Genomic DNA, 25173 nt, shown 5'->3' with positions numbered 1-25173 from the left:
GGGTGACCGGGGGAGGAGTCCACGACTCCAGAACGCCCGTAGGCTGACATGGTGCTCGCAGTCGTTCCACCCCCGGTCACGGTCCGCGTCCCGGCCAAGGTCAACCTGCACCTGGCCGTCGGTGACGTGCGTCCGGACGGCTACCACGACCTGGTGACCATCTTCCAGGCGCTCTCGCTGGTCGACGAGGTCACCGTCGCCGTGGCGGACGAACCCGGCGTCGAGTGCCACGGCGAAGGCGCCGACCAGGTGCCCACGGGTGCCTCGAACCTCGCGTGGCGCGCCGTTCGCCTGCTGGCCACGCACGTCGGCAAGGACCCGGACGACCCGAAGGTCCGCGTCGTCATCCGCAAGGCCATCCCCGTCGCGGGCGGCATGGCGGGCGGCAGCGCGGACGCGGCGGCGACGCTCGTGGGCCTGTCGTCGTTGTGGCGCTTGGAGATCAGTCGCGACGAGCTGGCCGAACTCGCCGGGAAGCTCGGCGCGGACGTCCCCTTCGCCCTGTACGGCGGCACCGCGCTCGGCACCGGCCGCGGCGAGCGGATCGTGCCGGTGCTCGCGCGCCACCAGTTCCACTGGGTGCTCGCGTTCGACCGTCGTGGACTGTCCACCCCGGACGTGTTCGACGAGCTGGATCGCCTGCGGGTAGAGGGTGACCCGCCGCGCGTCGGCGAGGTCGAGGCGGTCCTGGAGGGACTGTCCTCAGGAGACCCGCGCCAGCTCGCCCTGCTGCTGGGCAACGACCTGCAGGCCGCCGCCGTCTCGCTGCGGCCGAACCTGCGCCGCACGTTGCGCGCGGGCGTCGACGCGGGTGCGCTGGCCGGCATCGTGTCCGGTTCCGGCCCCACGACGGCGTTCCTGTGCGAGGACGCCGACACGGCGGTGCGCGTGGCCGCCGAACTGGCCGGCGCCGGGGTGTGCCGGACGGTCCGGGTGGCGCACGGGCCGGTGCACGGCGCTCGCGTGATCACCACCGAGGAGCCGAAGCCGACGCCGCCCGAGGTGCACGCCTAGATCCACGCGTGTCCCGGTGCGAAGACCCCACCACGGCCGCAGCGACGACGCGTTGCGGGTCCTCTCCCTGTTCAAGGCTGGTGAGCAGGGGCTTTGGCCTCGGTAGGTAGCCTTCACCGGGGCATTTCTTCTGAAGTCGTGAGGTTTTGATGGCCAACCTGGTCAACCTGGAGTCCGTGTCGAAGTCGTTCGGCGTCCGGCCGCTGCTCGACGGCGTGTCGCTCGGCGTCAACGAGGGCGACCGGATCGGTGTCGTCGGCCTGAACGGCGGCGGCAAGACGACGCTGCTCGAGGTGCTGGCCGGGGTGGAACCGTCCGACGACGGCCGGGTCTCGCGGTCGCGCGACCTGCGGATGGCGGTCGTGACGCAGCGGACCGAACTGCCCGACGGTTCGACCGTGCGCAACGCGGTGATCGACCCGCTCGGGTTCGACGCCGAGCACGAGTGGGCGTCGGACGCCCGCGTGCGGTCCATTTTGGATGGACTCGGGATCACCGCGCTGGGCCTGGACTCCGTGGTCTCCACGATGTCCGGTGGCGAGCGCCGCCGCGTCGTGCTGGCGGCCGCGTTGATCCAGGATCTCGAACTGCTGGTGCTGGACGAGCCGACCAACCACCTGGACGTCGAGGGTGTGCGGTGGCTCGCGGAGCACCTGCTGGCCCGCAAGTGCGCGCTCGTGGTCGTCACCCACGACAGGTGGTTCCTCGACACGGTCTGCAACCGCACGTGGGAGGTGCAGCAGGGCAAGGTCGAGCAGTACGAGGGCGGCTACGCCGACTGGATCTACGCCCGTGCCGAGCGGACTCGCCTGGCCGACGTGCTGGAGGAGAAGCGGCAGAACCTGGCGCGCAAGGAGCTCGCGTGGCTGCGTCGCGGCGCACCCGCCCGCACGTCCAAGCCGCGCTACCGGATCGAGGCCGCCGAGGCGTTGATCGCGGACGTGCCGCCGGTGCGGGACAACGTCGAGCTGCTCGCGTTCGCCAAGAAGCGCCTGGGCCGCACGGTGATCGAGGTCGAGGACGTGACACTGTCCATTCCGGACCGTGTGCTGGTGCGCGACCTGACGTGGCGCATCGGTCCCGGCGAGCGGATCGGTCTGGTCGGCGTCAACGGTTCCGGCAAGACGACGTTGCTGCGACTGCTGGCGGGGGAACGCGAACCCGAGACGGGCAAGCGGATCCAGGGCTCGACCGTGAAGATCGCGCACCTCTCGCAGGAGCTGCTCGACCTCGACGGGTCGATGCGCGTGCTGGAGGCGATCGAGGAGATCGCACGGCGGGTCGTGCTCGGCAAGTACGAGATGTCGGCGTCGCAGCTGGGTGAGCGCTTCGGCTTCTCGTCGCAGAAGCAGTGGACGCCGGTGTCGGACCTGTCCGGTGGCGAGCGGCGGCGGTTGCAGCTGTGCCGGCTGCTGATGGCCGAGCCGAACGTGCTGCTGCTCGACGAGCCGACGAACGACCTGGACATCGACACGTTGCAGCAGCTGGAAGATCTGCTCGACTCGTGGCCCGGCACGCTCGTCGTGATCTCGCACGACCGGTACCTCGTCGAGCGCGTGTGCGACAAGGTCGTGGCCCTGTTCGGCGACGGCGGGCTGACCGACCTGCCCGGCGGGATCGAGGAGTACCTGAAGCGCCGCGACTCGTTGCGCGACAGGGAGAACGCCGCCGCACCCGCCGCGGACAAGACGCCGTCGAACGCCGCGGACCAGCGCGCCGCCCGCAAGGAGCTGGCACGGCTGGAGCGCCGTCTCGAGGTGCTGCACAAGAAGGAAGCCGAGCTGCACGCCGCACTGGCCGAGGCCGCGACCGACCCGGACAGGCTGCTGAAGCTCGACGCCGAGCTCCGCGCCGTGCTGGCGGAGGAAAGCGACGTCGAGGCTCAGTGGATGGCCGCGGCCGAGGTGGTGGAGGGCTAACGGCCCCTGCGGCGCAGTTCGGCGGCGAGCTGGGGCAGCAGCTCGTCGATGAACGACGTGTCGTAGCCCTGGCCGGAGAGCAGCGCGTAGCTGAAGCGCGCCTTCAAGACCTCTTCGGAGTTCGCCCCGAGCATGCCGTCGAGCGCGACGCCGATCTCCTCGAGCATCCTGTCGACCTGCGCGGTGCGGTAGCCGCGCTGGCCGGCCGCCGCCTGCGGGATCCGCAGCTGGCGCAGGTCCTTCCACGACTTCACCTGCGGCATGCTGCGCACCGGTCCGGAGAGCTGCTTCTCGATCTGACCCAAGAACCCGTCGACCTCGGTCTCGTCGTAGCCGCGCCGTCCGATGAGCGGACGGGAGAACCTCACGTCACGGATGTCCTTGCCGGTCAGGTTGTCCTGGCCGCGCAGGGTCGCCTCGATGCGGTCGAGGAACGCGTCCACCTGGGACTCCTGGTAGCCGCGGCGCCCGCGGGGAGGGCGGTGGAACGCGATGTTGCGGATGTCGTCGGCTGTGAGCTTCGGTGAGTCGATGGCCCTGGGCTGCGCGGGCTGCTGGGCCGGCGGCAGCTGCTGAGGGCGTGGCGGCGGTTGTGGACGGCGTTGCTGGGGCCTTTGCTGCTGCTGGGGCAGCTGCGTGGTCGGTGGCGCCGGCCTGGAGGGCGGCGGCGCGGTTTCGAACATGAGCACCACGAGGTCGAGGAACGTGTCGACGTCCTCCTCGTCGTACCCGAAGGTGCCGGGAGCGGTCTCGCCGAACACCGCGTCCTGGACCTGCTGAGCCGTCAGGTTGTCCTCTCCGCGCAGGGTGGCCTCGATGCGGTCGAGAAACGCGTCGATCTGGCCCTCGTGGTACCCGCGCGTGCCCGGTCTGGGCTTGTGGAAGCGCACGGCGCCCACGTCGTCAGGAGACAGTCGTACCGCGGGTCTGAGCGCCTGCGACGTGGCGTGCGCACCCTGAGCGGGTGCGGAGGCCTGCTGGCGTTGCGGAGTGGACCGCAAGGTGTCCGCGACGAGCTCCATGAAGACGTTGACCTCGTTCACGTCGTAGCCCGGATCCCGGGTCGCGGTGCTGAACTTCACGCCGAGGACGTCCTCGCGCGTGAGGATGTCTCTGCTGCGCATGGTGTCCTCGACCCGGTCGAGAAATGCGTCCACCTCGGCCGCGTCGTACCCGCGCGCGCCCTTGGGGGGCCGATGGAACGCGACGAGGGCCACGTCCTGCGCGGAGAGCAGAGGTGCCGGATGCGCGGGTAGACGATGCTGCGCTCCGGGGCCGCCCCGATCCACCAATGACCTCCTCCTGCGTACCTGTACTGGGGAGTATCGCGTTTCGCGTGGCATAACGTTTCGTCCTGATGGACCAAACGGCGCCACTACGATCGCGAACATGAGTCAGTTCGTGGATGTGATGCTGGCGACGGCCGCCAACGGCCGGGACAGGGGCATGACGACGGGTGAACCCGCCGCGCCCGTCCGCCGGACCTGGGCCGAGGTGCACGAACGCGCCCGGCGGATGGCCGGTGCGCTCGACGTGGCGCCGGGCACCGCGATCGCCGTGCTCGCCGCCGAACCAGCCGTGATCGCCCCAGCCGTGCAAGCCGCATGGCTGTGTGGTGGCAGCGTCACGATGTTGCATCAACCCACACCACGCACCGACCTGGCCGAGTGGGCCGAGGACACGCTGCGGGTGCTCGCCATGATCGACTCTCGTCTGGTCCTGCTCGGAAGCCCGTTTGACGCCTTGTCCTCCGTGCTGGACCAGCACGGAATCCCTTATCGCAAGCTGTCCGAGCTAGACGGAGAGCCGATCGCTGCTCCTGTTCCCACTCCCGAGGATGCCACGGCACTGCTGCAGTTGACGAGTGGATCGACCGCCGATCCAAAGGCGGTACGAATCACACACCGCAACCTGATGGCCAACGCGCGTGGCATGGAGATCGCCGCGGCGCTGGATCCCTCCTCTGACGTCATGGTTTCGTGGCTGCCGCTGTTCCACGACATGGGGATGGTCGGGTTCCTGACCGTGCCGATGCTGTTCGGTCTGGAATTGGTGAAGGTCACTCCTGTCGACTTCTTGTCGCGTCCGACGTTGTGGGCCGACCTGATCACCCGGTATCGCGGGACGATCACCGCTGCCCCGAACTTCGCCTACGCGATCGTGGCTCGCCGGCTGGCTTCTTCCACCGACTCCTTCGACCTGTCGTCGTTGCGGCTGGCGTTGAACGGGGCCGAACCGATCGACCCCGCCGCGGTGGAGGCGTTCGTCACGGCCGGGGCTCGGTTCGGGTTGCGGCCGGAGTCGATCCTGGCTGCTTATGGCATGGCGGAGACCACTCTGGGTGTGGCTTTCGCGCCGCTGTTCACAGGGCTTTCCGTGGACGTGGTGGACGCGGACGCCGTCGAGGCGGATCGGCGGGCTGTGCCTGCTTCGGAGGGGCGTGCGTTCCCGTTGCTCGGGCCGCCGCTGCCCGGCCTGGAACTTCGGGTGGTCTCCGACTCGGGTGACGTGCTCGGTGTTCGGGATGTCGGTGAGCTGCAGATCCGCGGTGAGGCCGTCACGCCCGGCTACCTGACCGTGAACGGTCCTCTGGCCACTCAGGACGACTCCGGGTGGTTGTCCACTGGGGACATCGGGTACGTCGTGGAGGACGGTCAGGTCGTCGTCTGCGGGCGGCGCAAGGACGTCATCATCATGGGCGGGCGGAACATCTATCCGACCGATGTGGAGCGTGCCGCCTGCTCGGTGGACGGGGTGCGGGCCGGCAACGCGGTCGCCGTGCGGCTGGACGCCGGGACGCAGCGGGAGCGGTTCGCCGTGGTGCTGGAGTCGAAGCTGGCCGGGGACGCCGAGGCGGAGAAGGCTCTCGTCAAGGAAGTGACGGCGCGGGTCGTGGACGCGGTCGGGTTGCGGCCGTTCGCTGTGGTGGTGCAGCCGCCGGGGACGTTGCCGAAGACGCCTTCCGGGAAGCTTCGCCGGTCCGCGGCGGCCGCGTTGGTCTAGCGGCCGCACTGGTCCAGCAGAGGTCGTCGAGAGCATCGGCGAGCTGTGCAGCTCCCTCGCGCTCCTGCGGGGGAGCTCGTGCCAGCAGGGTCCTGCGGCTCAGTGGAAGGCGTTTTGGGCGGCTTCCAGGCCCTTGGTGACCAGCGCCTCGGTCGCGTCCGCCGCCCGGTCGATCTCCAGCGCGAGCTGCTTGCGCTCCACCGTCGAGAAGTCCTTCAGGACGTAGTCGGCGGGGTCCTGGCGGCCCGACGGGCGGTCGACGCCGAAGCGGACGCGGTGGTAGTCCTTGGTGCCCAGGGACTTCGTGATCGAGCGGAGTCCGTTGTGGCCGTTGTCGCCGCCGCCGAGCTTCATGCGGATGGTGGCGAACGGGAGGTCCAACTCGTCGTGGATGACGACGATCAGCGTGGGCTTGAAGAACTTCGCGGCGCTCGAGACCGGGCCGCCGGAGAGGTTCATGAAGCTGCGGGGCTTGGCCAGGACCACGCGGTGGCCGGACAGGCGGCCCTCGACGATCTCGGCGCCGGACTTGTGGGCCTTGAACTTGCCGCCTACGCGGGCGGCCAGTTCGTCGAGGACCAGGAAGCCGATGTTGTGGCGGTTGCCCTCGTACTTCGGGCCCGGGTTGCCCAGGCCGACAATGAGGGCGAGGTCATCGTCCACGGAACCGCAACTCCTGCTCGAGGTCGTCCAGCAACGCGTCCACGGCCTGCACCTGGTACCCCTTGCCCAGCAGGCCGGACGTGGTGCTGAACCGGGTGTTGCGGACCTCGGTGGAGGTCATGGCACCGCGGCCGTCCAGGTTGGCCGCGGCACGGGCCACGAAGGCGTCCACTTCGGCGCGATCGTAGCCGGTGCCGGTCTTCGGCAGCTTGCGGTCGTGCAGGTCCTCGCCGGTGTTCAGGCCCGTGGGCGGCACGATGCCGTTGCGGACCTGGAACTCCAGCAGGTGCAGGACGCCGTCGACGCTCAGCGGGTCGAAGCCGTTGGGGACCGTGGCGAACCTGACGGTGCGCACGTGGTCCGGGTTCAGGCGGATCCGGCCGGCCAGGGCGTCGGCGACGATCAGCATGAACTCGTTCACCTGGTCCGGGTCGTAGCCCTGGCGCTTGCGGCGGAAGGTCTTGGCCCGGATCTCGGTCGGCCGCAGGTATGCAGACGGCGCGCCTCCCCCCTCGTGAGGGGGTGGCGCGCCGTCTGTACGGCCCGACGTGATGGGGCTCAGCTTTCCTCGGTGGCCTCGGCCGGAGCGGCCTCGTCACCCTCGAGCTGCGCCGCGGACGGCGCCTCGTTGACGGCGACCACGAGCGCGTCGGCGTCACCGGCGAGCGTGGCGCCCTCCGGCAGGTTCAGGTCGCTGGCGTGGATCTGGGTGCCGGCGGCAACCCCCGCGATCGACAGCTCGATCTGGTCGGGGATGTTGAGCGCGTCGGCCTCGATGGTGATGGTGGAGAGGTCCTGCGTCACCAGCGTGCCGGAGGCGGGCTCGCCGGAGATGACCAGCGGCACCTCGACGGTGACCTTCTCGCCGCGCTGGACGAGCAGCAGGTCGACGTGCTCGATGTAGTTCTTGATGGGGTGCGTGGTGACGGTCTTGGTGAGCGCCAGTTCACTCCCGCCGTCGAGGGCGAGGGTGAGGACGGCGTTCTGGCCGTGCTCACGGACGACACGGGCGAACTCGAGCGCCGGCAGGGCCAGGTGCTTCGGGTCGGAACCGTGGCCGTAGAGCACCGCGGGGATCTTGCCGGCGCGGCGGGTACGGCGGGCGGCGCCCTTGCCGAATTCGGTGCGCTGCTCAGCGGCGAGACGGACCTCGGACACGGTGGGGTACTCCTTACAAGTCTGGCCTTGTACGTCGGGGCGGTGCACAAGTATCAGCGTTGGGGTGGTGGCCAGCGGCGGCGAGCAGCGCGCGGAAATGAACGTCAACACGCGCGGCATCAAGCCACCGCGTCGATCACGCCGAGCATCCAAGCTCGCCCTCGCCGAGGCAACCCGACCAGTGTAGGTGAGGGGGTGTCGGTGGTGTTAATCGGGGGGTACCTCGCGAAAAGCGAAGGGGCCTCCCCGCCCGGAAACCGGACGAACGAGGCCCCGTCGAGGAGCTCAGGTCAAGCGTTGCCGTCGAACAGCGACGTGACGGACCCGTCCTCGAACACTTCCTGGATCACACGAGCCAGCAGCGGCGCGATCGAGAGCACGGTCATGTTCGGGAACCGCTTCTCCGCCGGGATCGGCAGGGTGTCGGTGAACACGACCTCGCGGGCACCGGAGTCCTGCAGGCGCTGGGTGGCCGGGCCGGACAGGATGCCGTGCGTGGCGGCGATCACCACGTCGGCGGCGCCCTCGTTCAGCAGCTGCTTCACCGCGCCGGCGATGGTGCCGCCGGTGTCGACCATGTCGTCGATCACGATGCAGAGGCGGCCCTGGACCTTGCCGACCACGCGGTTCGAGACGACCTCGTTGGGCCGCAGCGGGTCACGCGTCTTGTGGATGAACGCGATCGGCGTGCCGCCCAGCGTGTCCGCCCACTTCTCGGCCAGCTTGGTGCGGCCGGAGTCGGGGGAGACGACGGTGATCTCGTGGCCCGCGTACTTGCTGCGGATGTGGTCCGCGAGCAGAGGCATCGCCCACAGGTGGTCGACCGGGCCGTCGAAGAAGCCCTGGATCTGGGCGGTGTGCAGGTCGACGGACACGAGACGGTCGGCGCCCGCGGTCTTGAAGAGGTCCGCCACGAGGCGAGCGGAGATCGGCTCGCGGCCGCGGTGCTTCTTGTCCTGCCGGCTGTACGGGTAGAACGGCATGATCACCGTGATGCGCTTGGCCGAGGCGCGCTTCAGGGCGTCGACCATGATCAGCTGTTCCATCAGCCACTGGTTGATGGGCGCGGTGTGCGACTGGATGACGAACGCGTCGCAGCCGCGCACGGACTCCTCGAAGCGGACGAAGATCTCACCGTTCGCGAAGTCGTAGGCCTGCTGCGGGGTCACCGTGACGTTGAGGTGCTTCGCGATCTCTTCCGTCAGCTCCGGGTAGGCACGCCCGCCGAAGAGCATCAGGTTCTTCTTCGGTGTACCGGGCATCTGCGGGTTCACGATCAGCGACCCTCCTCTGTCTTCTCGTCATTCTGCTTCGCGAGGGCCTCTGCCGCTGCCTGAGCAGCGGCGGTTCCTTCCCGTCGGCTGATGACCCAGCCTTCGAGGTTGCGCTGAGGGCCACCGGACACGGCGAGCGCGCCCGGCGGGACGTTGCGGCGCAGGACGGTGCCCGCGCCGGTGTAGGCGCCGTCGCCCACGGTCACCGGGGCCACGAACATGTTGTCCGAGCCGGTGCGGCAGTGGGATCCGACGGTCGTGCGGTGCTTGTTGACGCCGTCGTAGTTGACGGTCACCGACGCCGCGCCGATGTTGCTGTGGTCGCCGATCGTGGCGTCACCGATGTACGACAGGTGCGGGACCTTCGAACCCTCGCCGATCTGCGCGTTCTTGGTCTCGACGAACGTGCCGATCTTGCCCTTCACGCCCAGCGACGTGCCGGGGCGGAGGTAGGCGAACGGGCCGACGGTGGCGTTCTCGCCGATCACCGAGTCGCTGCCGTGCGTGCGCACGACGGAGGCGCCGTCACCGATCTTCACACCGGACAGCGTCGTGTCCGGCCCGACCACGGCACGGGCGCCCACGACGGTCCCGGCGCGGAGCTGCACGTTCGGCTCGATCAGCGCGTCCTGGCCGATCCGCACGTCCGCGTCGACCCACGCGGAAGTCGGGTCGACGAAGGTCACGCCGGCGCGCAGGTGGCCCTCGACGATCCGGCGGTTCATCTCGGCACCGACGGCGGCGAGCTGCACGCGGTCGTTGATGCCCTCGACCAGCCAGGGGTCGGCCGCGATCAGCGCGCCGACCCGGCGGCCGTCACCGCGGGCGATGCCCAGCACGTCGGTCAGGTAGAGCTCGCCCTGCGCGTTGTCGGTCGACAGCCGCGACAGGCCGTCCCGCAGCACCGCCGCGTCGAACGCGTACACACCGGAGTTGATCTCGGTGATCAGCTGTTCGGTGGAGGAGGCGTCCTTCTGCTCGACGATCCGCTGCACGGTGCCGTCATTGGAGCGCACGATCCGGCCGTAGCCGACCGGGTTGTCCACCACGGCCGTCAGCACGGTCACCGCGTTGCCCGCCGACGCGTGTTCGGCCAGCAGGGCCTTGAAGGTCTGGGTGTCGAGCAACGGCACGTCGCCGTAGCTCACGATCACGGTGCCGCCCAGGTCGTGCGGCAGCTCGGCCAGGCCGCACGAGACGGCGTGCCCGGTGCCCTTCTGCTCGGCCTGCACCGCGACGGTGACCTTGCGGCCCAGCGTCTCGGCCAGACCTTCGAGATGCTCGCTCACGGCTTCACGACCGTGGCCGACGACGACGGCCAGGTGGTCGGGATCTGTGCCGGCCGCCGCGCGCACCGCGTGTTCGACGAGTGATCGTCCGGCGATCCGATGCAGCACCTTGGGCGTGGACGACCGCATGCGGGTGCCTTCCCCGGCGGCGAGCACGACAGTGCTGACAGGGCCCTCGAGCATCAATGCTCTCCCTAACAGGCTGGGTGGTTCGAAGTCCGCGGACCAGCCTAAGCCTCCGCGGACGGCTCCCCCGCCACGGCCGCGACCTGGCAGCCGCCCTGACGCTTCGCCACGTACATCGCCGAGTCGGCCCGCGACAGGGCCTGGTTCGCGGTTTCACGGGGGCGCAGCGAGATGACGCCGACCGACAGCGTGACGCCGCGGGAGAGGTCGATTGGCAAGCCTGCCACCGCATCCACGGCCCTGCCGAGTGCTGCTTCCGCGGCGTGCAGAGGGGCTCCGGGCAGCAGCACCACGAACTCGTCGCCGCCGTAGCGGGCAACCATGTCGTCGCCGCGCAACGCCTGCCGGAGTGTGCTGGCAATCACCCGAAGAACATCATCACCCTCGGCATGTGAATGCCGGTCGTTGACGCCCTTGAAGCCGTCGAGGTCCACCAGCGCGATGGAGAACGGGTCGACCTGACCGGCGATGAGCTCGCCGATCTTGTCGTCGAGCGCGCGCCGGTTGGGCAGCCCGGTGAGGGGGTCCTGCAAGGCCTGCTGCGCTATCGCACCGTGCGCGCGCGTCAGCCGTTCGTGCTCGCGTCGCGTAGTCAACGTGGCCACGCGGGACTCGCGCATCGCCCACAGTTCGGCTTCCAGCGCCGAGTTGTAGGCCTCCAGCGCGGACGTCGTGTGCGGGCCGCAGAGGTGCGCGTACTCGCGTTCCAGCGACAGCACCAGCGACGGTTCCGACGTGTCGTGCTCCATCTGCGTGCGCGTGTCGCCGAGGACCTTCAGCGCGTCGTCCAGCCGGTGCGCCTTCACGAGGCACCTGGCCAGCGCGATCGCGACGATGATCAGCTCCCGCGCGTACATCGACAGGCCGCGCAACGACCACAGCCGGTCGAGGTGGTCCTCGCTCGGGTGCGTCAACGCCTGCGCTGCACCCAGGATCGGCACCTGCTCGGCCGCGGCGAGGTCACGGCGGCCGGGGTGCAGCGACTGCCGGAACGGCACCTCGGCGGCCTCGGCCAGACCGGCGGCGAACGAGAACTGCTCCTGCGCCTGGTCGTGGAAGTTCACACGTTCGAGTCGCAGTCCCCAGCCGATCCGCAGCCGCGTGCGGTTCACCAGGTGCACGTAGATCTGGTGCGGCTGACCGCTCTCCCACAGCGCGTTGTGCGCGCGGGCGAGCACGTCGTCCGCCATCTCGTAGACGCCGAGCTGGGTCAGCACGAGCGCGATGTCCTGCAGCGTCGTGGCCAGCAGCTGGTCCCACGTCCGCTTGTCGAACACCGGGTCGGGCTCGGGTTCCTCGTCGAGCATCATCGCCAGCGCCGACGCGATCTCGGTCAGCGCCTTGTCCTCGGCGTTGCCCAGCAGGAACCGGCGGCCGCGCAACGCCCGCGCGTCCGCCTCCAGCACGATCAGGCCGTGGCGGCGGCAGTGGGCGAGCATCTCGTCGAGCTGCGGGTCGGACATGTCGACCAGTCCGGGAGTCACCAGCCGGACCACGGCTGCGGCTCTGAGCAGCTGCGCGACGATGCGAGGCTCACCGCGGCCCTGCGCCTCGGCCAGTATGTGGTCGATCTCCGACGCCGCCTCGAGCTGCGCGGCGAGGTGGCTGCTCTGGGCCACGGCGACAAGCTCGCTCGCGCGGCCCACCAGCCACGCGTCGGACATCTCGTGGTGTCGGTGGCCCACGTTGCCCTGCTCGTCGACCGTCTCCTCGGGCAGCTTCGCACCTCCCAAAGACCGAGACCCCGTGCCCTTCAAGGCCCTTGCTCCGCCACCAGGATTCGAACCTGGACCATCTGAACCAAAATCAGAGGTGCTGCCTTTACACCATGGCGGAATGGGCGAACTCGCGCCCGCCCTGCGCACATGTTGTCACGAGACGTCCTCTTCTTGTCCAACCACCACTCATCCGGCTCAGCTCAAGATCACGGCTTTGCACCGATTGACCTGGTCAGAAAGTCCGCGAGCGCATCCCGGTACGTGTCGGTCGCCACATTCCACCCGGAGGTGTGGTCGGCGCCGGGGATCTCCACGTACTGCAGCGGCCACCCGAGCCCGCTCGCCGCGGTCGCCAGGTCGCGCGAGGACTGGGTCGGGACCGTGGTGTCCGCGGAGCCGTGGAAGAGCAGCGTGGGGGGCTTGAGCGCGGGAGGGTTGCGGACCAGGTCGAACCGGTCGAAGTCGATGCCGGCGCGCCAGCCGGACACGAGCTCGGCGACCGGCGTGAGCCAGGTCGGCACGCCCCGGTTCTGCGCCTGGAGGTTCAGCGTCTGCGTCCAGTTCGTGACGGGGGAGTCGAGCACGACGCCGTTGACCGCCGCCGCGACGCCGGAGCGGGCCAGTGTCTGGCCGACGATCGCACCGCCCATCGACCAGCCGTAGAGCACGATCTTCTTGGCGCCCTGGGTCTGCGCGTACTTGATGGCGGCCTCGACGTCGTGCCACTCGGTGTCACCGAGGTGGTACAGGCCGTCCGGGGACGCGGGCGAACCGGTGTCGTTGCGGTAGGTGATCAGCAGAACGGGCAATCCTGCGGCATGGAGCTGAGGAACCACGCGCAGAGCTTCTTCGCGCTTCGCGCCCCGCCCGTGCACGGTGATGACCCACGTGTCGTTCTTCGCGGCGGGCACGAACCACGCGGGCATGTTCCCGAGCTCGCCGGGCACCCCGACCTCGCTGTAGGCCAGACCGAGCGCGGTCTTCGGGTCGCCTTCGTAGACAGCGGTCTCGACGCGCACCTTCGTGCCGTCCGGCGGTGCGTTGCCCTCCAGCAGCGGCCGTTCGACGTGGCCGTCCTTGTTCGTCGCGATGTCACCGACCTTCGCCGTGCCGCCCGGCCAGATGAGGCCGAGCGTGCCGCGCTGCACGCTCGCGACCGACTCGGCCAGCACGACGTTCTTGTCGTCCTTGCCCAGCGCCGTGTCCGGGTACTGCGCGGACCACGGGTCGGGTTCGAGCAGCTCACCGCTGTAGTACCAGCCGATACCGCCCAGAGCGGCCGTGACCAGCACGAGCAGGGCGAGCAGCGAGGTCACGGTGATCCGGATGATCTTGCGTCTGGCCATCATCCGATGATGCCGGGTCCTGGTCTCGATTCCATGCGACACAGCGTGACGAAGCTGAGAACTGGCCGTGAGTTTCCGCGAGTTTCCTCCTGGCCCCTGGCGAAAGCAGGCTGACCTAACCTACGCTTCCGTAAGTTACGGTTGCGTAGGTACATCACCCCTGAACACGCCCCCCGAACCCCCCAGAGGTATCCGTATGACCAGGACGATGGACCGGTCCACCGACCAGGGGCCGAAGCCGTTGATCGACGGGCAGCGCGGCCACGCAGAACAGCTCGGCGTGTACGTGTTCGTCATCGTTCCCTTCCTCGCCTTGCTGGCCGCCGTCCCCTTCGCCTGGGGCTGGGGCCTCGGCTGGGTCGATGTGGCGCTCTTCGTCGCCTTCTACTACCTCTCCGGCCTCGGTGTGACGATCGGCTACCACCGGTACTTCACCCACGGCTCGTTCAAGGCCAACCGCGCGCTGAAGATCGGCCTCGCGATCGCGGGCTCGATGGCGTTGCAGGGCCCGGTCATCGACTGGGTGGCCGACCACCGCCGCCACCACGCGTTCTCGGACCGCGAGGGCGACCCGCACTCGCCGTGGCTGTTCGGCACCGGCCCCGCCGCGCTGGCCAAGGGCTTCTGGCACGCGCACATGGGCTGGCTGTTCGAGCGCGACAAGACCAACCACAAGCGCTTCGCCCCGGACCTGATGGCCGACAAGGACATCGTGTGGGTCGACAAGCTGTTCGTGCTGTGGACGACGATCTCTCTCGCGGCGCCCGGTGTGCTGGGCGGCCTGATCACGTGGTCCGTCTGGGGCGGCGTCACGGCGTTCTTCTGGGCCGGCCTGGTCCGCGTCGCGTTCCTGCACCACGTCACGTGGTCGGTCAACTCGATCTGCCACATGGTCGGCGACCGGCCGTTCGCGGCGCGCGACCGTTCCGCCAACGTCTGGGCGCTGGCGATCCTGTCGTTCGGCGAGTCGTGGCACAACCTGCACCACGCCGACCCGACCTCCGCGCGGCACGGCGTGAAGCGCGGTCAGATCGACACTTCGGCCCGCCTGATCTGGCTGTTCGAGAAGCTCGGCTGGGCGACGCACGTGCGCTGGCCGAGCGAGCAGCGCCTGGCCAGGATCAGCGTCAAGAAGGAGCACCCGTAGGCTGACTCGGTGGCCAGGGTCAGGATGACGGGCAAGGAACGGCGAGAGCAGCTCCTCGACGTCTCCCGGGCACTGTTCGCGGAGAAGGGCTTCGAGGCGACCTCCATCGAGGAGATCGCGCATCGCGCGAGCGTGTCGAAGCCTGTGGTCTATGAACACTTCGGTGGCAAGGAAGGCATTTATGCCGTCGTTGTCGACCGGGAGATGCAGCGCTTGATGGATCAGATCGTCGTAGCGCTGGACGGCGGCAGCCACCCGCGTGAGCTGCTGGAACACGCCGCCTGTGCGCTGCTCGACTACATCGAGGGCTCGACGGACGGGTTCCGCATTCTGGTGCGGGACTCGCCCGTCGCTTCGTCTTCAGGGACGTTCTCGTCGCTGCTCAACGACATCGCGTCGCAGGTCGAGCACATCCTCGGCGTCCACTTCGCCAAGCAGGGCTACGACCGCAAGCTCGCCGCGTTGTACGCGCAGGCGCTGGTCGGGATGGTCGCCCTCACCGGCCAGTGGTGGCTGGAAGCGCGCAAGCCGAAGAAGGACGAGGTCGCGGCGCACCTGGTCAACCTCGCCTGGAACGGCCTCTCGGCGATGGAGCACAAGCCCCGTCTGCGCAGTCGCACATGAGTTGCCCGTTGCGCTTTAGTAAGCGCGCATATAATATGTGTGCATGACAAAATTCGAGTACGAGCACAGCGTCGAAGGTCCGGCGAGCGTGGAAACGGTGTGGGCGCTCTGGAGCGATGTGTCCAGATGGACGGAGTGGGACGAGAGCCTGGAGTCCGTGACGCTGACCGGGCCGTTCGCCGAGGGGTCGAGCGGCACGATGACGATCGAGGGCCAGGGCGCGATCCCGTTCACGCTGACGTCCGTGGATCCCGGCATCGGCTTTGTGGACGAGACGTCGGTGCCGGGCGCGCTGCTGCGTTTCTCGCACCGCGTGGAGCAGCTGTCTGACGGTGTCCGCGTCACGCATTCCGTCGTGATCGAGGGACCCGAGGCGCAGACTCTCGGGCCTCTTGTGACGGCCGACTTTCCGGACGCGGTCGAGGCGCTGGTGAAATTGGCGTCGTGACGCGGTTCTCCGGCCCTGACGACTCACCGGGCTTTCTCCTGTGGCGGGTGACGCTCGCGTGGCAGCGGGCAATGCGGGCGGCGCTGGCCCCGCACGACCTGACGCACGTCCAGTTCGTGCTGCTCGCGTCGTTGTGGTGGCTGGCCGGCCACAGCGGCGCGCCGTCGCAGCAACGCCTGGCCGAGCAGGCGGGCACCGACCCGATGATGACCTCGCAGGTCCTGCGCAAGCTCGCGGACCGTTCGCTGGTCACGCGCTCGGTCGACCCGTCCGACTCGCGGGCGCGGTTGCTGGAGCTGACCTCGGCGGGCCGGGCGCTGGTGGCCGCCGCGATGAAGGACGTCGAGGACGCTGACGTCGCCTATTTCGCGGGGCTGGGCGACGAGCAGCAGGCGTTCGTCCGCGGCCTCACACGTCTCCTGTGAGCCTGAGCAGCTTGTCGTTGGTGCCGTTCGACGACGTGATGTAGAGCGACCCGTCCGGTGCGGTGCGGGCGGCCCGAAGCCGTCCGTACTTGCCGTTGAGCTCCTCGGGGATGGCGACGTTCTGCACCTTCCCGTCCTTGTCGAGCGTGAACAGCAGCAGTTTCGAGCCCTTGAGCGCGGTGATCGCGAGCTTGCCGTTCCAGAACGCGGCCTGGCAGATCGCCTCCGTCGGCGACCCGGACGACCACACCGCCGGGATCGCGTCCGGGAACCGCTTCAGGTCGGTCATCGGCACGCTCTCGTCGTACCCGCCCTGCGTGCCGCCCTTGGACGGGTCCCACCCGTAGTTCGCCCCGGCCTTGAGCAGGTTGACCTCGTCGTCGACGTCCGGCCCGTGCTCGCTCGAGAACACCTGGCCGGAGTCGGGCCTCACGACGACACCCTGCACGTTGCGATGCCCGTAGGTGTAGATCCGCCGTTCGTTGGCGTTGCTGCTGCCCGCGAACGGGTTGCCCTTCGCGCCCTCGCCGGTCTCGGCGTCGATCCGCAGCACCTTGCCGCCGAGGCTGGTCTTGTCCTGCGGGTTGCGGCCCTGCGCGATGTCGCCCGTGGCGACGAACATCGTCCCGTCCGGCGCGAGCGTGGGCCGGCACCCTGAGTGCCTGCCGCTCGAGTTGGACGGCATGCCGGTGACGAGATCCGTGGTCTTCGTCGCCTTGGTGCCGTCGAGCCGGAACGTCACCAGCCGCACGTCCCTGGCCGTGTTGTAGCAGGCGGTGAAGCGCTGGCCGTCGGGGTGGATCACCAGCCCCATCAGGCCGCCCTCACCCCGCACCTGAACGTCGCCGAGGTCGACCTCGACGGGCGTGACCTGGCCGTTCTTGACGAGCTTGATCCGGCCGGGGCGTTCGGTGACGAGCATCGAGCCGTCCTTGAGGAACCCGATGTCCCACGCGTGCTCGAACCCCGCGGCCACCTCTTCGACCTTGAGCCCCTGCGGCGCCGGTGCCTTGGACGGCGCATTGCCGCCCGGTTCCGGCGTGGAGCAGGCCGCGACCAGCAGCACCGACACAGCAACGAGTGCGCGCATGTCCTAACTATGCGTTTTGTGCCGTGGAGGTTCCGTAAGGCCGCTCGACGGGCAGCAGCGCCCGCGCTCCGTCGAGGTCCAGCGCCCGCACCTTCTCGTGGATCTGCCTGGCCAACGGCGTGACGTCGGTGATGCTGACCGTCCACTCGTTGACGTACATGTCCACGGCCTCGCGCGTCAGGCCGATCTGGATGGACCGGTGCGGCAGGGCCTCGTGGTTCAGGCCGCGTTCCGGATCCCACTGCACGCGCACCGCAGGTTTGCCCTTGACGTTGCTCTCGACGGCGTGGGAGACCGCCCAGTCGAACCCCTCGCGGGTGATCCGCACGGCCAGCACGTGCTCCTGGCCTTCCTTCCGCGCATACCCGCAGCGGTACATCATCCAGAGGAACGACGGCTTGATCCACGTCATCCGTTCCATCCTGAACGGCGGCACGAACCGCTGCGCTTCCACCGCCGCAACCGCAATGGCAGGCGAATATGCCTGGTAAACAACGATGGACTGATCGTCGTAGTCAGCCCGGATCTCTCTCATCTGCACGCACACAGGGTGACTGCTCGATATTCGCTGGAGCGAGCCGATTTCGCCGTGACACGGTCACCCGCATGGACATCACTCGCATCAACCCCGCCGAGCTGCACGAACCGCCCGGCTACCACCACGTCACGATCGTCGAGGCCGGCAGGACCGCCTATCTGGCCGGCCAATGCCCGATCGGCCCGGACGGCCAACTCGTCGGCCCGGACGACCTGGGCGCGCAGATCGGCCAGGTCGCCGCGAACGCCCTGACAGCCCTCTCCGCGGCCGGTGCCGAACCCCGCCACGTCGTCCGTTCCGTCGTGTACGTGGTGAGCTCCGACCGGGCGGTCCTGGCCGAGGCCTGGCAACGGCTGACCGACTCCGCGATCGGTCAAGCCTTCACGACCGCGAGCACTCTGCTCGGCGTGGCCCAGCTCGGATTCCCAGGTCAGCTCGTCGAGGTCGACCTCACCGCCGCCCTGCCGCAGACCCGCTAGAGCCACCCGATAAGGGTTCGCGCGACGAGCTATGGTGGGTGGTGAGACCCCTCGTCCCAGGCAGGGGTCTGTCTGGCGTTCCGCACTCGACGGGGTTTCTCACATGCCGCTGCTCGGCCTGCTCGATGGTGTCCTGCCCGACAAAGCCCTCCGCACGTTGATCGACTCCGCCGGCGTTCCCGAGTTGGAGCTGGACGGTCCGCTGGCTGCCCGCCCGCTGGTCGCCGCCGCGTTGTCCACCGCCCGGCCCGTGCTGGCCGTCACCGCCACCGGCAGGGAAGCCGAGGAGCTGACCAACGTCCTCAAGGATCTGATCGGCGCGGACAAGGTCGCGTTCTTCCCCAGTTGGGAGACGTTGCCGCACGAACGCCTGTCGCCTCGCGCGGACACGGTGGGTGCGCGGCTGCAGGTGCTGCGGCGGCTCAAGCATCCCGAGGGCATCCCGATCAGGGTCCTCGTCACCACGGTTCGCAGCCTCATCCAGCCGATGGCGCCGGACCTGGGCGACCTCACGCCGGTGCACCTGAAGACCGGTGAGGAGCAGGACTTCGCCGAGTTGATCACGCGGCTTGCGGAGAACGCCTACACGCGCGTCGACATGGTCGAGAAGCGCGGTGAGTACGCGACGCGCGGTGGCATCCTCGACATCTTCCCGCCGACCGCCGAGCACCCGTTCCGCGTCGAGTTCTGGGGCGACGAGGTCAGCGAGATCCGGCCGTTCTCGGTGCAGGACCAGAGGTCGCTGCCCGACGAGATCGTCGAGTTCGTCGCGCCGCCGTGCCGTGAGCTGCTGCTGACCGAGGACGTGAAGCTGCGCGCACAGGAGCTGGCAGAGGAGCACCGGTCCGACGCCCACCTCGTCGAGATGCTGGAGAAGATCTCCAACGGCATCGCGGTCGAGGGCATGGAGGCGCTCATCCCCGCGCTGTGCCCCGGCGAGCTCGAACTTCTCACCGAGGTCGTGCCAGCGGGCACCCACGTCCTGCTCAACGACCCCGAGAAGATCCGGGCCCGCGCGGCCGACCTCGTTCGCACGGGCCAGGAGTTCCTCGAAGCCTCCTGGATGGCCGCGGCGGCCGGCGGCAAGGCGCCGATCGACCTCGGCCGCAGCGCGTACCAGAGCATCCGCGAGATCGCCGAGCACGCCAAGGCGAACGACCGTCCGTGGTGGACGCTCAGCCAGCTCACGACCGACGCGCCGGACGTCGTGCACCTGGACGTGAAACCCGTCGAGGCCTACCAGGGCGATGTCGATCGCGCCTTCGCGGACCTCAAGGCGCACACGGCGACCGGTGGCGCGGCGGTGCTCGTGGTCCCCGGCGCCGGTACCGCGCAGCGTGCCGTGGAACGCATGAAGGAAGCCGAGATCGCGGCTGTCCACGTGGAATCCCTCGACGAGGCACCGAAAGCGCAGACCGTCACGGTCGTGCGCGGTGCGCTCGAGGACGGCTTCGTGCTGCCGGACCTCGCGCTGGTCGTGCTGACCGAGACCGACCTGACCGGTGGCCGCGGCGGCACGTCCACGAAGGACATGCGCAAGATGCCGTCGAAGCGGCGCAACGCGGTGGACCCGTTGGCGCTCAAGGCTGGCGACTACGTGGTGCACGAGCAGCACGGCATCGGCAAGTACGTGGAGATGGTCCAGCGCACGGTCGCGGGAGCCACCCGCGAGTACCTGGTCCTGGAGTACGCGAGCGGCAAACGCGGCCAGCCCGGCGACCGGCTGTTCGTCCCGACCGACCAGCTCGACGAGGTCAGCCGGTACGTCGGCGGCGAGCTGCCGACGCTGAACAAGCTCGGCGGCAGCGACTGGAAGAACACGAAGTCCAAGGCGCGCAAGGCGGTCAAGCAGATCGCGGCCGAGCTCGTGCAGCTCTACGCGGCCCGGCAGAGCGCCCCCGGCCACGCGTTCGCGAGCGACACGCCCTGGCAGCGCGAGCTGGAGGACGCCTTCGCGTTCACCGAGACGCAGGACCAGATGGCCGCGATCGACGAGGTCAAGGCCGACATGGAACGGTCCGTGCCGATGGACCGCGTCATCTGCGGCGACGTCGGCTACGGCAAGACGGAGATCGCGGTCCGCGCGGCGTTCAAGGCGGTGCAGGACGGCAAACAGGTCGCCGTGCTGGTGCCGACGACGCTGCTGGCCCAGCAACACCTCAACACGTTCGCCGAGCGCATGCGCCAGTTCCCGGTGAACATCAAGGGGCTGAGCCGCTTCACCGACCCGCAGGAGTCTCAGCAGACCCTCGCGGGCCTCGCGGACGGTGAGGTCGACATCGTGATCGGCACGCACCGGCTGCTGCAGAAAACGGTGCGGTACAAGGACCTCGGCCTCGTGATCGTCGACGAGGAGCAGCGGTTCGGCGTGGAGCACAAGGAACACATCAAGGCGCTCCGCACGCACGTCGACGTGCTGACCATGTCCGCGACGCCGATCCCGCGCACGCTGGAGATGTCGCTCGCCGGCATCCGCGAGATGTCGACGATCCTGACCCCGCCGGAGGAACGGCACCCGATCCTCACCTACGTCGGCGCGTACGACGACAAGCAGGTCGGTGCCGCGATCCGCCGCGAGCTGATGCGCGACGGCCAGGTCTTCTACGTGCACAACCGGGTCTCGACGATCGAGAAGGCCGCGAAGCGCATCCGCGAGCTGGTGCCGGAGGCACGGGTCGTGACCGGGCACGGCCAGATGAACGAGGACAAGCTCGAACACCTCATCCAGGGTTTCTGGGAACGCGAGTACGACGTTCTCGTCTGCACCACGATCGTCGAGACCGGCCTGGACATCTCCAACGCCAACACGCTGATCGTCGAGCGCGGCGACCTGCTCGGCCTCGCGCAGCTGCACCAGCTGCGCGGTCGCGTCGGCCGCGGCCGCGAGCGCGGGTACTCGTACTTCCTGTACCCGCCGGAGACGCCGCTGACCGAGACCGCGCACGACCGGCTCGCCACGATCGCCCAGAACACCGAGCTGGGCGCGGGCATGGCCGTCGCGATGAAGGACCTCGAGATCCGCGGCGCCGGCAACATCCTCGGCGCCGAGCAGTCCGGTCACATCGCGGGTGTCGGCTTCGACCTGTACGTGCGGCTCGTCGGCGAGGCCGTCGAGGCGTTCCGCAGGCACGCGGGAGCCGAAAGCGCCGAAGAGGAGGAGCTCGCCGAGGTCCGCGTCGATCTCCCGGTCGACGCGCACATCCCGCACGAGTACGTGCCGGGCGAGCGCCTGCGTCTCGAGGCCTACCGCAAGATCGCGGCCGCCTCGGACGAACCGGCGCTGCAGGCCGTCTGGGACGAGCTCAAGGACCGCTACGGCACGCCTCCGGAACCGGTCGAGCGCCTTCTCAGCGTCGCCCGCCTGCGCCACACGTGCCGCCGCCACGGCGTCACCGAGGTCATCGCGATGGGCCAGAACGTGCGGTTCGCGAAGCTCGAGCTGCTCGACTCGCAACTGGTCAGGCTGCGCCGGTTGTTCCCCAAAGCCGTCTACAAGCAGGCCATGGGAACCATCACCGTGCCTAGGCCGACGGAGGGAGCGGCAGGCGGCCGGATGGGTGCACCGCAGCTGCGTGATCAGGAGCTGCTGGACTGGTGCGGTGCGTTCCTCGACTCACTGGCGGGGACTCCCGTGACCCCGGTCACCACGGCGTGAGAGGGTAGATCCTCGTGAGCACTGTTCTGAAGCGTTTCTCGCTGGTCGGTGTTGCTGTGGCGCTCTTGGCCACCGGCTGTGCCACCGGTCCCGCGAAGGCCGGCTCGGCCGCGATCGTCGGGGGTCAGGCGATCAACCTGGAGACCGTCCAGGGACGCACCATCACGGTGCTCAAGAAGGAGCCCGCGGCCCAGCAGATGCAGGACCAGGGCAAGCTGGACCAGGTGTCGCGCCTGGTGCTGGCCGACGAGATCACCCACAAGATCGCCGACTACGCGGCGCAGCGCGAGAACATCACGGTCGACGGGACCAAGGTGTACGACGCGATCCAGGAGAAGGGCGGCCCCGAGGCCGCCGCCAAGCAGAGCGAGCAGGACGCCTCCACGATCGAACGCCGCACCCGCGACGTGCTGGTCATGGGCGAACTCGCGAAGCGCAACCTCTCCACGCTCGAGGTCGTGATCGACTTCTTCCAGAGCAAGGACCCGAAGGAAGCGAAGGAGAAGGCCGCCGAGGTCGCGGCCGACGCCTCGAAGATGTCGCGGTTCATCCAGGAGGCCCCGCGCACCACCGGTGGTCAGCAGGCGTCGGCAACGAACCAGAGGGTCCGCGTCACCGAGAACCCGTCACTGGTGCACACCACGCTGTGGGGCGTGAAGCCCGGCACCGTCGTCGCCTTCCCGGCCGACGAGCAGCAGTCCAGCTGGATGGTCGCGCTGGTCAAGGAGCGCAACAAGGTCTCGCCGGTGCCCGGTGAGGACGACCTGTCCGAGCGCATCGACCCGCGTCTGCTCGCCGCGTTCGGCCTGCGCATCGCCCAGTTCCTGGCCGCAGACCTGGACATCGAGGTCAACCCCCGCTACGGCGTGTGGGACCCGACCGACGCGACCGTCGTGGGCAACGCGGGGGAGCGGGCCGGGTTCGTCGGCGTCACCGCGGCCAAGAACAAGTCTTGATCACCGTCATCGTCCTGAGCGAGCGGCTCGACGCCGTGCTGCCCGCTGCCGCCCTGCCCGCGTTGCGCACGGCCAAGGCCGTCTACGCGGGCGAGGGCGTGCCGCTGGAGTTCTGGTCCCCGCTCGGAGTCGACGGGCCGGCGCCGGCTGTCGTCGAGGACGGCGCGGTGGTGATCACGACCTCGGCGGACGCGTACCCGGACGCCGAGGTGATCACGACGCCGGAACCGATGGGAGCCGCTCTGCTCGACGCGGCCGCGGTGATGCACCGGCTGCGCTCGCCCGGCGGGTGTCCGTGGGACGCCGAGCAGGACCACCTGTCGTTGCGCCAGTACCTGGTCGAAGAGACTTTCGAGCTGCTCGAGGCGATCGAGGACGGCGACCGCGCGGCGATGCGCGAGGAGCTGGGCGACGTCCTGCTCCAGGTCCTGTTCCACGCTCGGGTCGCGGCCGAGGATCCCGAAGATCCGTTCGACGTCGACGCCGTCGCGTCCGAACTGGTCGCGAAGCTCGTCGGCCGCCACCCGCACGTCTTCGAGGGCCACGACCCCGCCGTGCACGACGCGACCTCGCAGCAGCACCGCTGGGAGGAGCTCAAGCAGGTCGAGAAGCAGCGCGAGTCCAGTGTGGACGGTGTGGCGCTCGGTCAGCCCGCGGTCGCGCTGGCCGCGAAGCTGGTGCAGCGCACCAAACGCGCGGGCCTGCCCGTCGACCTGCTGCCCGAGGGCGACGACACGGGCACGACGTTGTTCGCCGTGACCGCGCTGTCGAAGCTCGCGGGCGACGACCCGGAGACAGAGCTTCGCCAGATCTGTCGCCGTTTCGCCGCGAACGTTCGCGAGGCGGAGGCCAAGGCCAGGGCCGAAGGTGTGGATTCGCTGGCAGCTGAGGACTGGCGGAGGTTTTGGCCCTCGTCAACCACTCGGCTCTGAGAGGCCGGGCTCAGGGCTCGATCCTCCAGGCGTTGTTCGCGTTCCTCGTGCACGGCTGGCTGCGCGTGTCCGGGCCGCATCTACCGACGGCTGTTCAAACAGCTGTCGGGTCGGGCACGTTGACGTGTACCCACACCGACCGTGCCCGGTTTCGAACGTTCACGGCGGCGACGACGTCGGCGGGTCCAGCGAGACCACATCGGCGACAGCAGAACTGGTCCCTGCTGGGACGGTTGGCACGTTCAGCGTGCCTGCATCGCGGACACATCTGGCTGGTGTAACGGGCGTCCACGGTCAGCACTGGCACCCCGGCGCGCCGAGCTTTGTAGCGGATGTGCTGTTCGAGTTGGTGAAACGGCCAGGCGGTGAGTGTGGCTCGCTGGTGCCGGGAAACCGTGACCCGATCGCGGATACCGCCCAGGTCCTCCAGGGCGATACCGCGACCGGTGCGTTCGGCAACAGCCACAATCTGTTTGGCGATCCGATGATTCAGGTGTGTCGCGTGCCGTGCTTCACGCCGGTTGCGGCGTTTCAACCGTCGCCGCGCCGACTTCGTCCGTCTGGCCTGCAGATCGGCGCGTATGCGCGCGTGCCAGCGGCGATAGCGTCGCAGTCGACATCCCTGGAAGTTGTCCAAGTCGCTGGTGGTCGCCAGGTTCACGATGCCCCGATCGACGCCGACCCAGTCGACCGGATCGAACACGGGTTTCTCCTCGATCTCGCAGGTGGCGATCAGGAGCCAGTTGCCGTTCCTGTACGCCAGGTCAGTTTCGCCCCGCCGATACTCCCGCAGCATCTGGAGTTGATCCGGTGAACCGGTGAATCGCAGGTTCTTCACCCGACCCGTGACAGTCCAGATCGACACCGTGTTTGCGTCGTGGTGCCATGACAAGCAGCGGTCGTCGAACGGCTGCGCCGCGTCAGACCGGAACCTGATTGGTTTCGATTCCGCCTTCACACGTCGCTTGGCGGCTGCAGGGCCGAGGTTGCCGTTGCGGATGCTTGCGTGCAGCGACGTGTAGGCGTCCGCAACCTTCTTGATCACATGCTGGGCGGCCTGCGCACCCAGCCCCCGCGCCTTCACCGCAGCGTAGGTGGGCTTGCGCAACGCGTACTCACGAAACACGCCCGTCTCGAATGCCATCTGTGACACAGCATCGGCGGCGTCGTTGCACGTGTGCAGGGTCGACCGCAACGCCGCCGTCTGCTCGGCGGTCGGAAGCAGCTTCACTTGCACGGCGAGCTTCACCTCATCGACTGTACCGAACATGTGTTCGATGTGATCAGGTGGGTGGAGGCAGCGCCAGAC

At 68.9% G+C, this 25173-nt stretch carries 22 protein-coding genes and 1 tRNA gene; 11 read left to right on the top strand and 12 right to left on the bottom strand.

Annotated features, from left to right (window positions below; genetic code table 11):
• Window positions 1–51 precede the first annotated feature (51 nt).
• Window positions 52–1014 carry a 4-(cytidine 5'-diphospho)-2-C-methyl-D-erythritol kinase gene (locus ABZ345_RS19260; RefSeq protein ID WP_359850046.1) on the top strand — a complete coding sequence of 321 codons (963 nt, stop codon included), beginning with the start codon at window positions 52–54 and terminating at the stop codon, window positions 1012–1014.
• A 149-nt stretch (window positions 1015–1163) separates the two neighbouring features.
• Window positions 1164–2933 carry an ABC-F family ATP-binding cassette domain-containing protein gene (locus ABZ345_RS19255; protein ID WP_359850043.1) on the top strand — a complete coding sequence of 590 codons (1770 nt, stop codon included), beginning with the start codon at window positions 1164–1166 and terminating at the stop codon, window positions 2931–2933.
• Here ABZ345_RS19255 and ABZ345_RS19250 read toward each other — a convergent pair.
• A complete protein-coding gene (locus ABZ345_RS19250; protein ID WP_359850040.1) occupies window positions 2930–4222 on the bottom strand; it encodes a DivIVA domain-containing protein in 1293 nt (430 codons plus the stop codon). The genes ABZ345_RS19255 and ABZ345_RS19250 overlap by 4 nt on opposite strands.
• Before the next feature lie 100 nt (window positions 4223–4322).
• On the opposite strand from ABZ345_RS19250, the gene ABZ345_RS19245 reads away from it, so the two are divergent.
• Window positions 4323–5936 carry a fatty acyl-AMP ligase gene (locus tag ABZ345_RS19245; protein ID WP_359850037.1) on the top strand — a complete coding sequence of 538 codons (1614 nt, stop codon included), beginning with the start codon at window positions 4323–4325 and terminating at the stop codon, window positions 5934–5936.
• A gap of 99 nt (window positions 5937–6035) precedes the next feature.
• On the opposite strand, the gene pth is transcribed toward ABZ345_RS19245, so the two are convergent.
• The 8 genes from pth to ABZ345_RS19205 all read right to left on the bottom strand — a co-directional run bounded on the left by pth (window position 6036) and on the right by ABZ345_RS19205 (window position 13570).
• Window positions 6036–6599 carry an aminoacyl-tRNA hydrolase gene (gene pth / locus ABZ345_RS19240; RefSeq protein ID WP_359850034.1) on the bottom strand — a complete coding sequence of 188 codons (564 nt, stop codon included), beginning with the start codon at window positions 6597–6599 and terminating at the stop codon, window positions 6036–6038.
• Complete coding sequence (locus ABZ345_RS19235; RefSeq protein ID WP_359850302.1) at window positions 6589–7086, bottom strand: DivIVA domain-containing protein; 498 nt, start codon at window positions 7084–7086, stop codon at window positions 6589–6591. The genes pth and ABZ345_RS19235 overlap by 11 nt, the downstream gene beginning before the upstream one ends.
• Window positions 7087–7157: 71 nt before the next feature.
• Window positions 7158–7757 carry a 50S ribosomal protein L25/general stress protein Ctc gene (locus ABZ345_RS19230; RefSeq protein WP_359850031.1) on the bottom strand — a complete coding sequence of 200 codons (600 nt, stop codon included), beginning with the start codon at window positions 7755–7757 and terminating at the stop codon, window positions 7158–7160.
• Between the two features lie 290 nt (window positions 7758–8047).
• Window positions 8048–9019: a ribose-phosphate diphosphokinase gene (locus tag ABZ345_RS19225; RefSeq protein WP_359850299.1), complete on the bottom strand. Its 972-nt coding sequence runs from the start codon at window positions 9017–9019 to the stop codon at window positions 8048–8050.
• A 14-nt stretch (window positions 9020–9033) separates the two neighbouring features.
• Window positions 9034–10503, bottom strand: coding sequence for a bifunctional UDP-N-acetylglucosamine diphosphorylase/glucosamine-1-phosphate N-acetyltransferase GlmU (gene glmU / locus ABZ345_RS19220; protein WP_359850028.1), 1470 nt, complete (start codon window positions 10501–10503; stop codon window positions 9034–9036).
• 47 nt (window positions 10504–10550) lie between these two features.
• Entirely contained in the window at window positions 10551–12239 is a 1689-nt protein-coding gene (locus tag ABZ345_RS19215; RefSeq protein ID WP_359850025.1) for a GGDEF domain-containing protein, read from the bottom strand.
• Between the two features lie 32 nt (window positions 12240–12271).
• Window positions 12272–12342 (bottom strand) — tRNA-Gln (locus tag ABZ345_RS19210).
• Between the two features lie 88 nt (window positions 12343–12430).
• Window positions 12431–13570 (bottom strand): alpha/beta fold hydrolase, encoded by a 1140-nt coding sequence (locus ABZ345_RS19205; protein WP_359850022.1) that lies wholly within the window; start codon window positions 13568–13570, stop codon window positions 12431–12433.
• Between the two features lie 196 nt (window positions 13571–13766).
• Here ABZ345_RS19205 and ABZ345_RS19200 point away from each other — a divergent pair, with 196 nt between their 5' ends.
• The 4 genes from ABZ345_RS19200 to ABZ345_RS19185 are packed head-to-tail and all read left to right on the top strand — an operon-like array spanning window position 13767 to window position 16214.
• Window positions 13767–14717 carry an acyl-CoA desaturase gene (locus ABZ345_RS19200; protein WP_359850019.1) on the top strand — a complete coding sequence of 317 codons (951 nt, stop codon included), beginning with the start codon at window positions 13767–13769 and terminating at the stop codon, window positions 14715–14717.
• Window positions 14718–14741: 24 nt separating this feature from the next.
• On the top strand, window positions 14742–15341 hold the full coding sequence (locus ABZ345_RS19195; protein ID WP_359850296.1) for a TetR/AcrR family transcriptional regulator: 600 nt from the start codon (window positions 14742–14744) through the stop codon (window positions 15339–15341).
• A gap of 43 nt (window positions 15342–15384) precedes the next feature.
• On the top strand, window positions 15385–15789 hold the full coding sequence (locus ABZ345_RS19190) for an SRPBCC family protein (protein ID WP_359850016.1): 405 nt from the start codon (window positions 15385–15387) through the stop codon (window positions 15787–15789).
• Window positions 15786–16214, top strand: a complete 429-nt coding sequence (locus tag ABZ345_RS19185; RefSeq protein WP_359850013.1) for a MarR family winged helix-turn-helix transcriptional regulator — start codon at window positions 15786–15788, stop codon at window positions 16212–16214. The genes ABZ345_RS19190 and ABZ345_RS19185 overlap by 4 nt, the downstream gene beginning before the upstream one ends.
• Here the strand turns inward: ABZ345_RS19185 and ABZ345_RS19180 are convergent.
• Together ABZ345_RS19180 and ABZ345_RS19175 are read right to left on the bottom strand one after the other, a co-directional pair.
• A complete protein-coding gene (locus ABZ345_RS19180) occupies window positions 16198–17304 on the bottom strand; it encodes a PQQ-dependent sugar dehydrogenase (RefSeq protein ID WP_359850010.1) in 1107 nt (368 codons plus the stop codon). The two genes, ABZ345_RS19185 and ABZ345_RS19180, sit on opposite strands and share 17 nt — an antisense overlap.
• A 7-nt stretch (window positions 17305–17311) precedes the next feature.
• The gene (locus ABZ345_RS19175) at window positions 17312–17839 is read right to left on the bottom strand and encodes a DUF4291 domain-containing protein (protein ID WP_359850293.1); all 528 of its coding nucleotides are present in this window, start codon (window positions 17837–17839) and stop codon (window positions 17312–17314) included.
• Window positions 17840–17910: 71 nt separating this feature from the next.
• On the opposite strand from ABZ345_RS19175, the gene ABZ345_RS19170 reads away from it, so the two are divergent.
• The 4 genes from ABZ345_RS19170 to ABZ345_RS19155 all read left to right on the top strand — a co-directional run bounded on the left by ABZ345_RS19170 (window position 17911) and on the right by ABZ345_RS19155 (window position 23864).
• The gene (locus tag ABZ345_RS19170) at window positions 17911–18321 is read left to right on the top strand and encodes a RidA family protein (RefSeq protein ID WP_359850007.1); all 411 of its coding nucleotides are present in this window, start codon (window positions 17911–17913) and stop codon (window positions 18319–18321) included.
• A 103-nt stretch (window positions 18322–18424) separates the two neighbouring features.
• The gene (gene mfd, locus ABZ345_RS19165) at window positions 18425–21976 is read left to right on the top strand and encodes a transcription-repair coupling factor (protein ID WP_359850005.1); all 3552 of its coding nucleotides are present in this window, start codon (window positions 18425–18427) and stop codon (window positions 21974–21976) included.
• A 14-nt stretch (window positions 21977–21990) separates the two neighbouring features.
• Window positions 21991–22932, top strand: a complete 942-nt coding sequence (locus ABZ345_RS19160; protein ID WP_359850002.1) for a hypothetical protein — start codon at window positions 21991–21993, stop codon at window positions 22930–22932.
• Window positions 22929–23864 (top strand): MazG family protein, encoded by a 936-nt coding sequence (locus tag ABZ345_RS19155; protein ID WP_359849999.1) that lies wholly within the window; start codon window positions 22929–22931, stop codon window positions 23862–23864. The genes ABZ345_RS19160 and ABZ345_RS19155 overlap by 4 nt, the downstream gene beginning before the upstream one ends.
• 94 nt (window positions 23865–23958) lie before the next feature.
• Here the strand turns inward: ABZ345_RS19155 and ABZ345_RS19150 are convergent, their stop codons facing one another.
• Window positions 23959–25113 carry a transposase gene (locus tag ABZ345_RS19150; protein ID WP_359849997.1) on the bottom strand — a complete coding sequence of 385 codons (1155 nt, stop codon included), beginning with the start codon at window positions 25111–25113 and terminating at the stop codon, window positions 23959–23961.
• Between the last annotated feature and the right edge of the window lie 60 nt (window positions 25114–25173).

The sequence above is a fragment of the Lentzea sp. NPDC005914 genome, from assembly GCF_040629405.1.
In the GTDB taxonomy this organism is placed as follows: domain Bacteria; phylum Actinomycetota; class Actinomycetes; order Mycobacteriales; family Pseudonocardiaceae; genus Lentzea.
This window is presented reverse-complemented; position numbering and strand designations above follow the sequence as displayed.

Bases quoted from the DNA above. Each gene is read 5' to 3' on its own strand.
- ABZ345_RS19255 (WP_359850043.1), top strand. From the start codon at position 1,164: ATGGCCAACCTGGTCAACCTGGAGTCCGTGTCGAAGTCGTTCGGCGTC.
- ABZ345_RS19245 (WP_359850037.1), top strand. From the start codon at position 4,323: ATGAGTCAGTTCGTGGATGTGATGCTGGCGACGGCCGCCAACGGCCGG.
- ABZ345_RS19225 (WP_359850299.1), bottom strand. From the start codon at position 9,019: ATGCCCGGTACACCGAAGAAGAACCTGATGCTCTTCGGCGGGCGTGCC.
- glmU (WP_359850028.1), bottom strand. From the start codon at position 10,503: ATGCTCGAGGGCCCTGTCAGCACTGTCGTGCTCGCCGCCGGGGAAGGC.
- ABZ345_RS19205 (WP_359850022.1), bottom strand. From the start codon at position 13,570: ATGGCCAGACGCAAGATCATCCGGATCACCGTGACCTCGCTGCTCGCC.
- ABZ345_RS19200 (WP_359850019.1), top strand. From the start codon at position 13,767: ATGACCAGGACGATGGACCGGTCCACCGACCAGGGGCCGAAGCCGTTG.
- ABZ345_RS19195 (WP_359850296.1), top strand. From the start codon at position 14,742: ATGACGGGCAAGGAACGGCGAGAGCAGCTCCTCGACGTCTCCCGGGCA.
- ABZ345_RS19190 (WP_359850016.1), top strand. From the start codon at position 15,385: ATGACAAAATTCGAGTACGAGCACAGCGTCGAAGGTCCGGCGAGCGTG.
- ABZ345_RS19180 (WP_359850010.1), bottom strand. From the start codon at position 17,304: ATGCGCGCACTCGTTGCTGTGTCGGTGCTGCTGGTCGCGGCCTGCTCC.
- ABZ345_RS19175 (WP_359850293.1), bottom strand. From the start codon at position 17,839: ATGAGAGAGATCCGGGCTGACTACGACGATCAGTCCATCGTTGTTTAC.
- ABZ345_RS19170 (WP_359850007.1), top strand. From the start codon at position 17,911: ATGGACATCACTCGCATCAACCCCGCCGAGCTGCACGAACCGCCCGGC.
- mfd (WP_359850005.1), top strand. From the start codon at position 18,425: ATGCCGCTGCTCGGCCTGCTCGATGGTGTCCTGCCCGACAAAGCCCTC.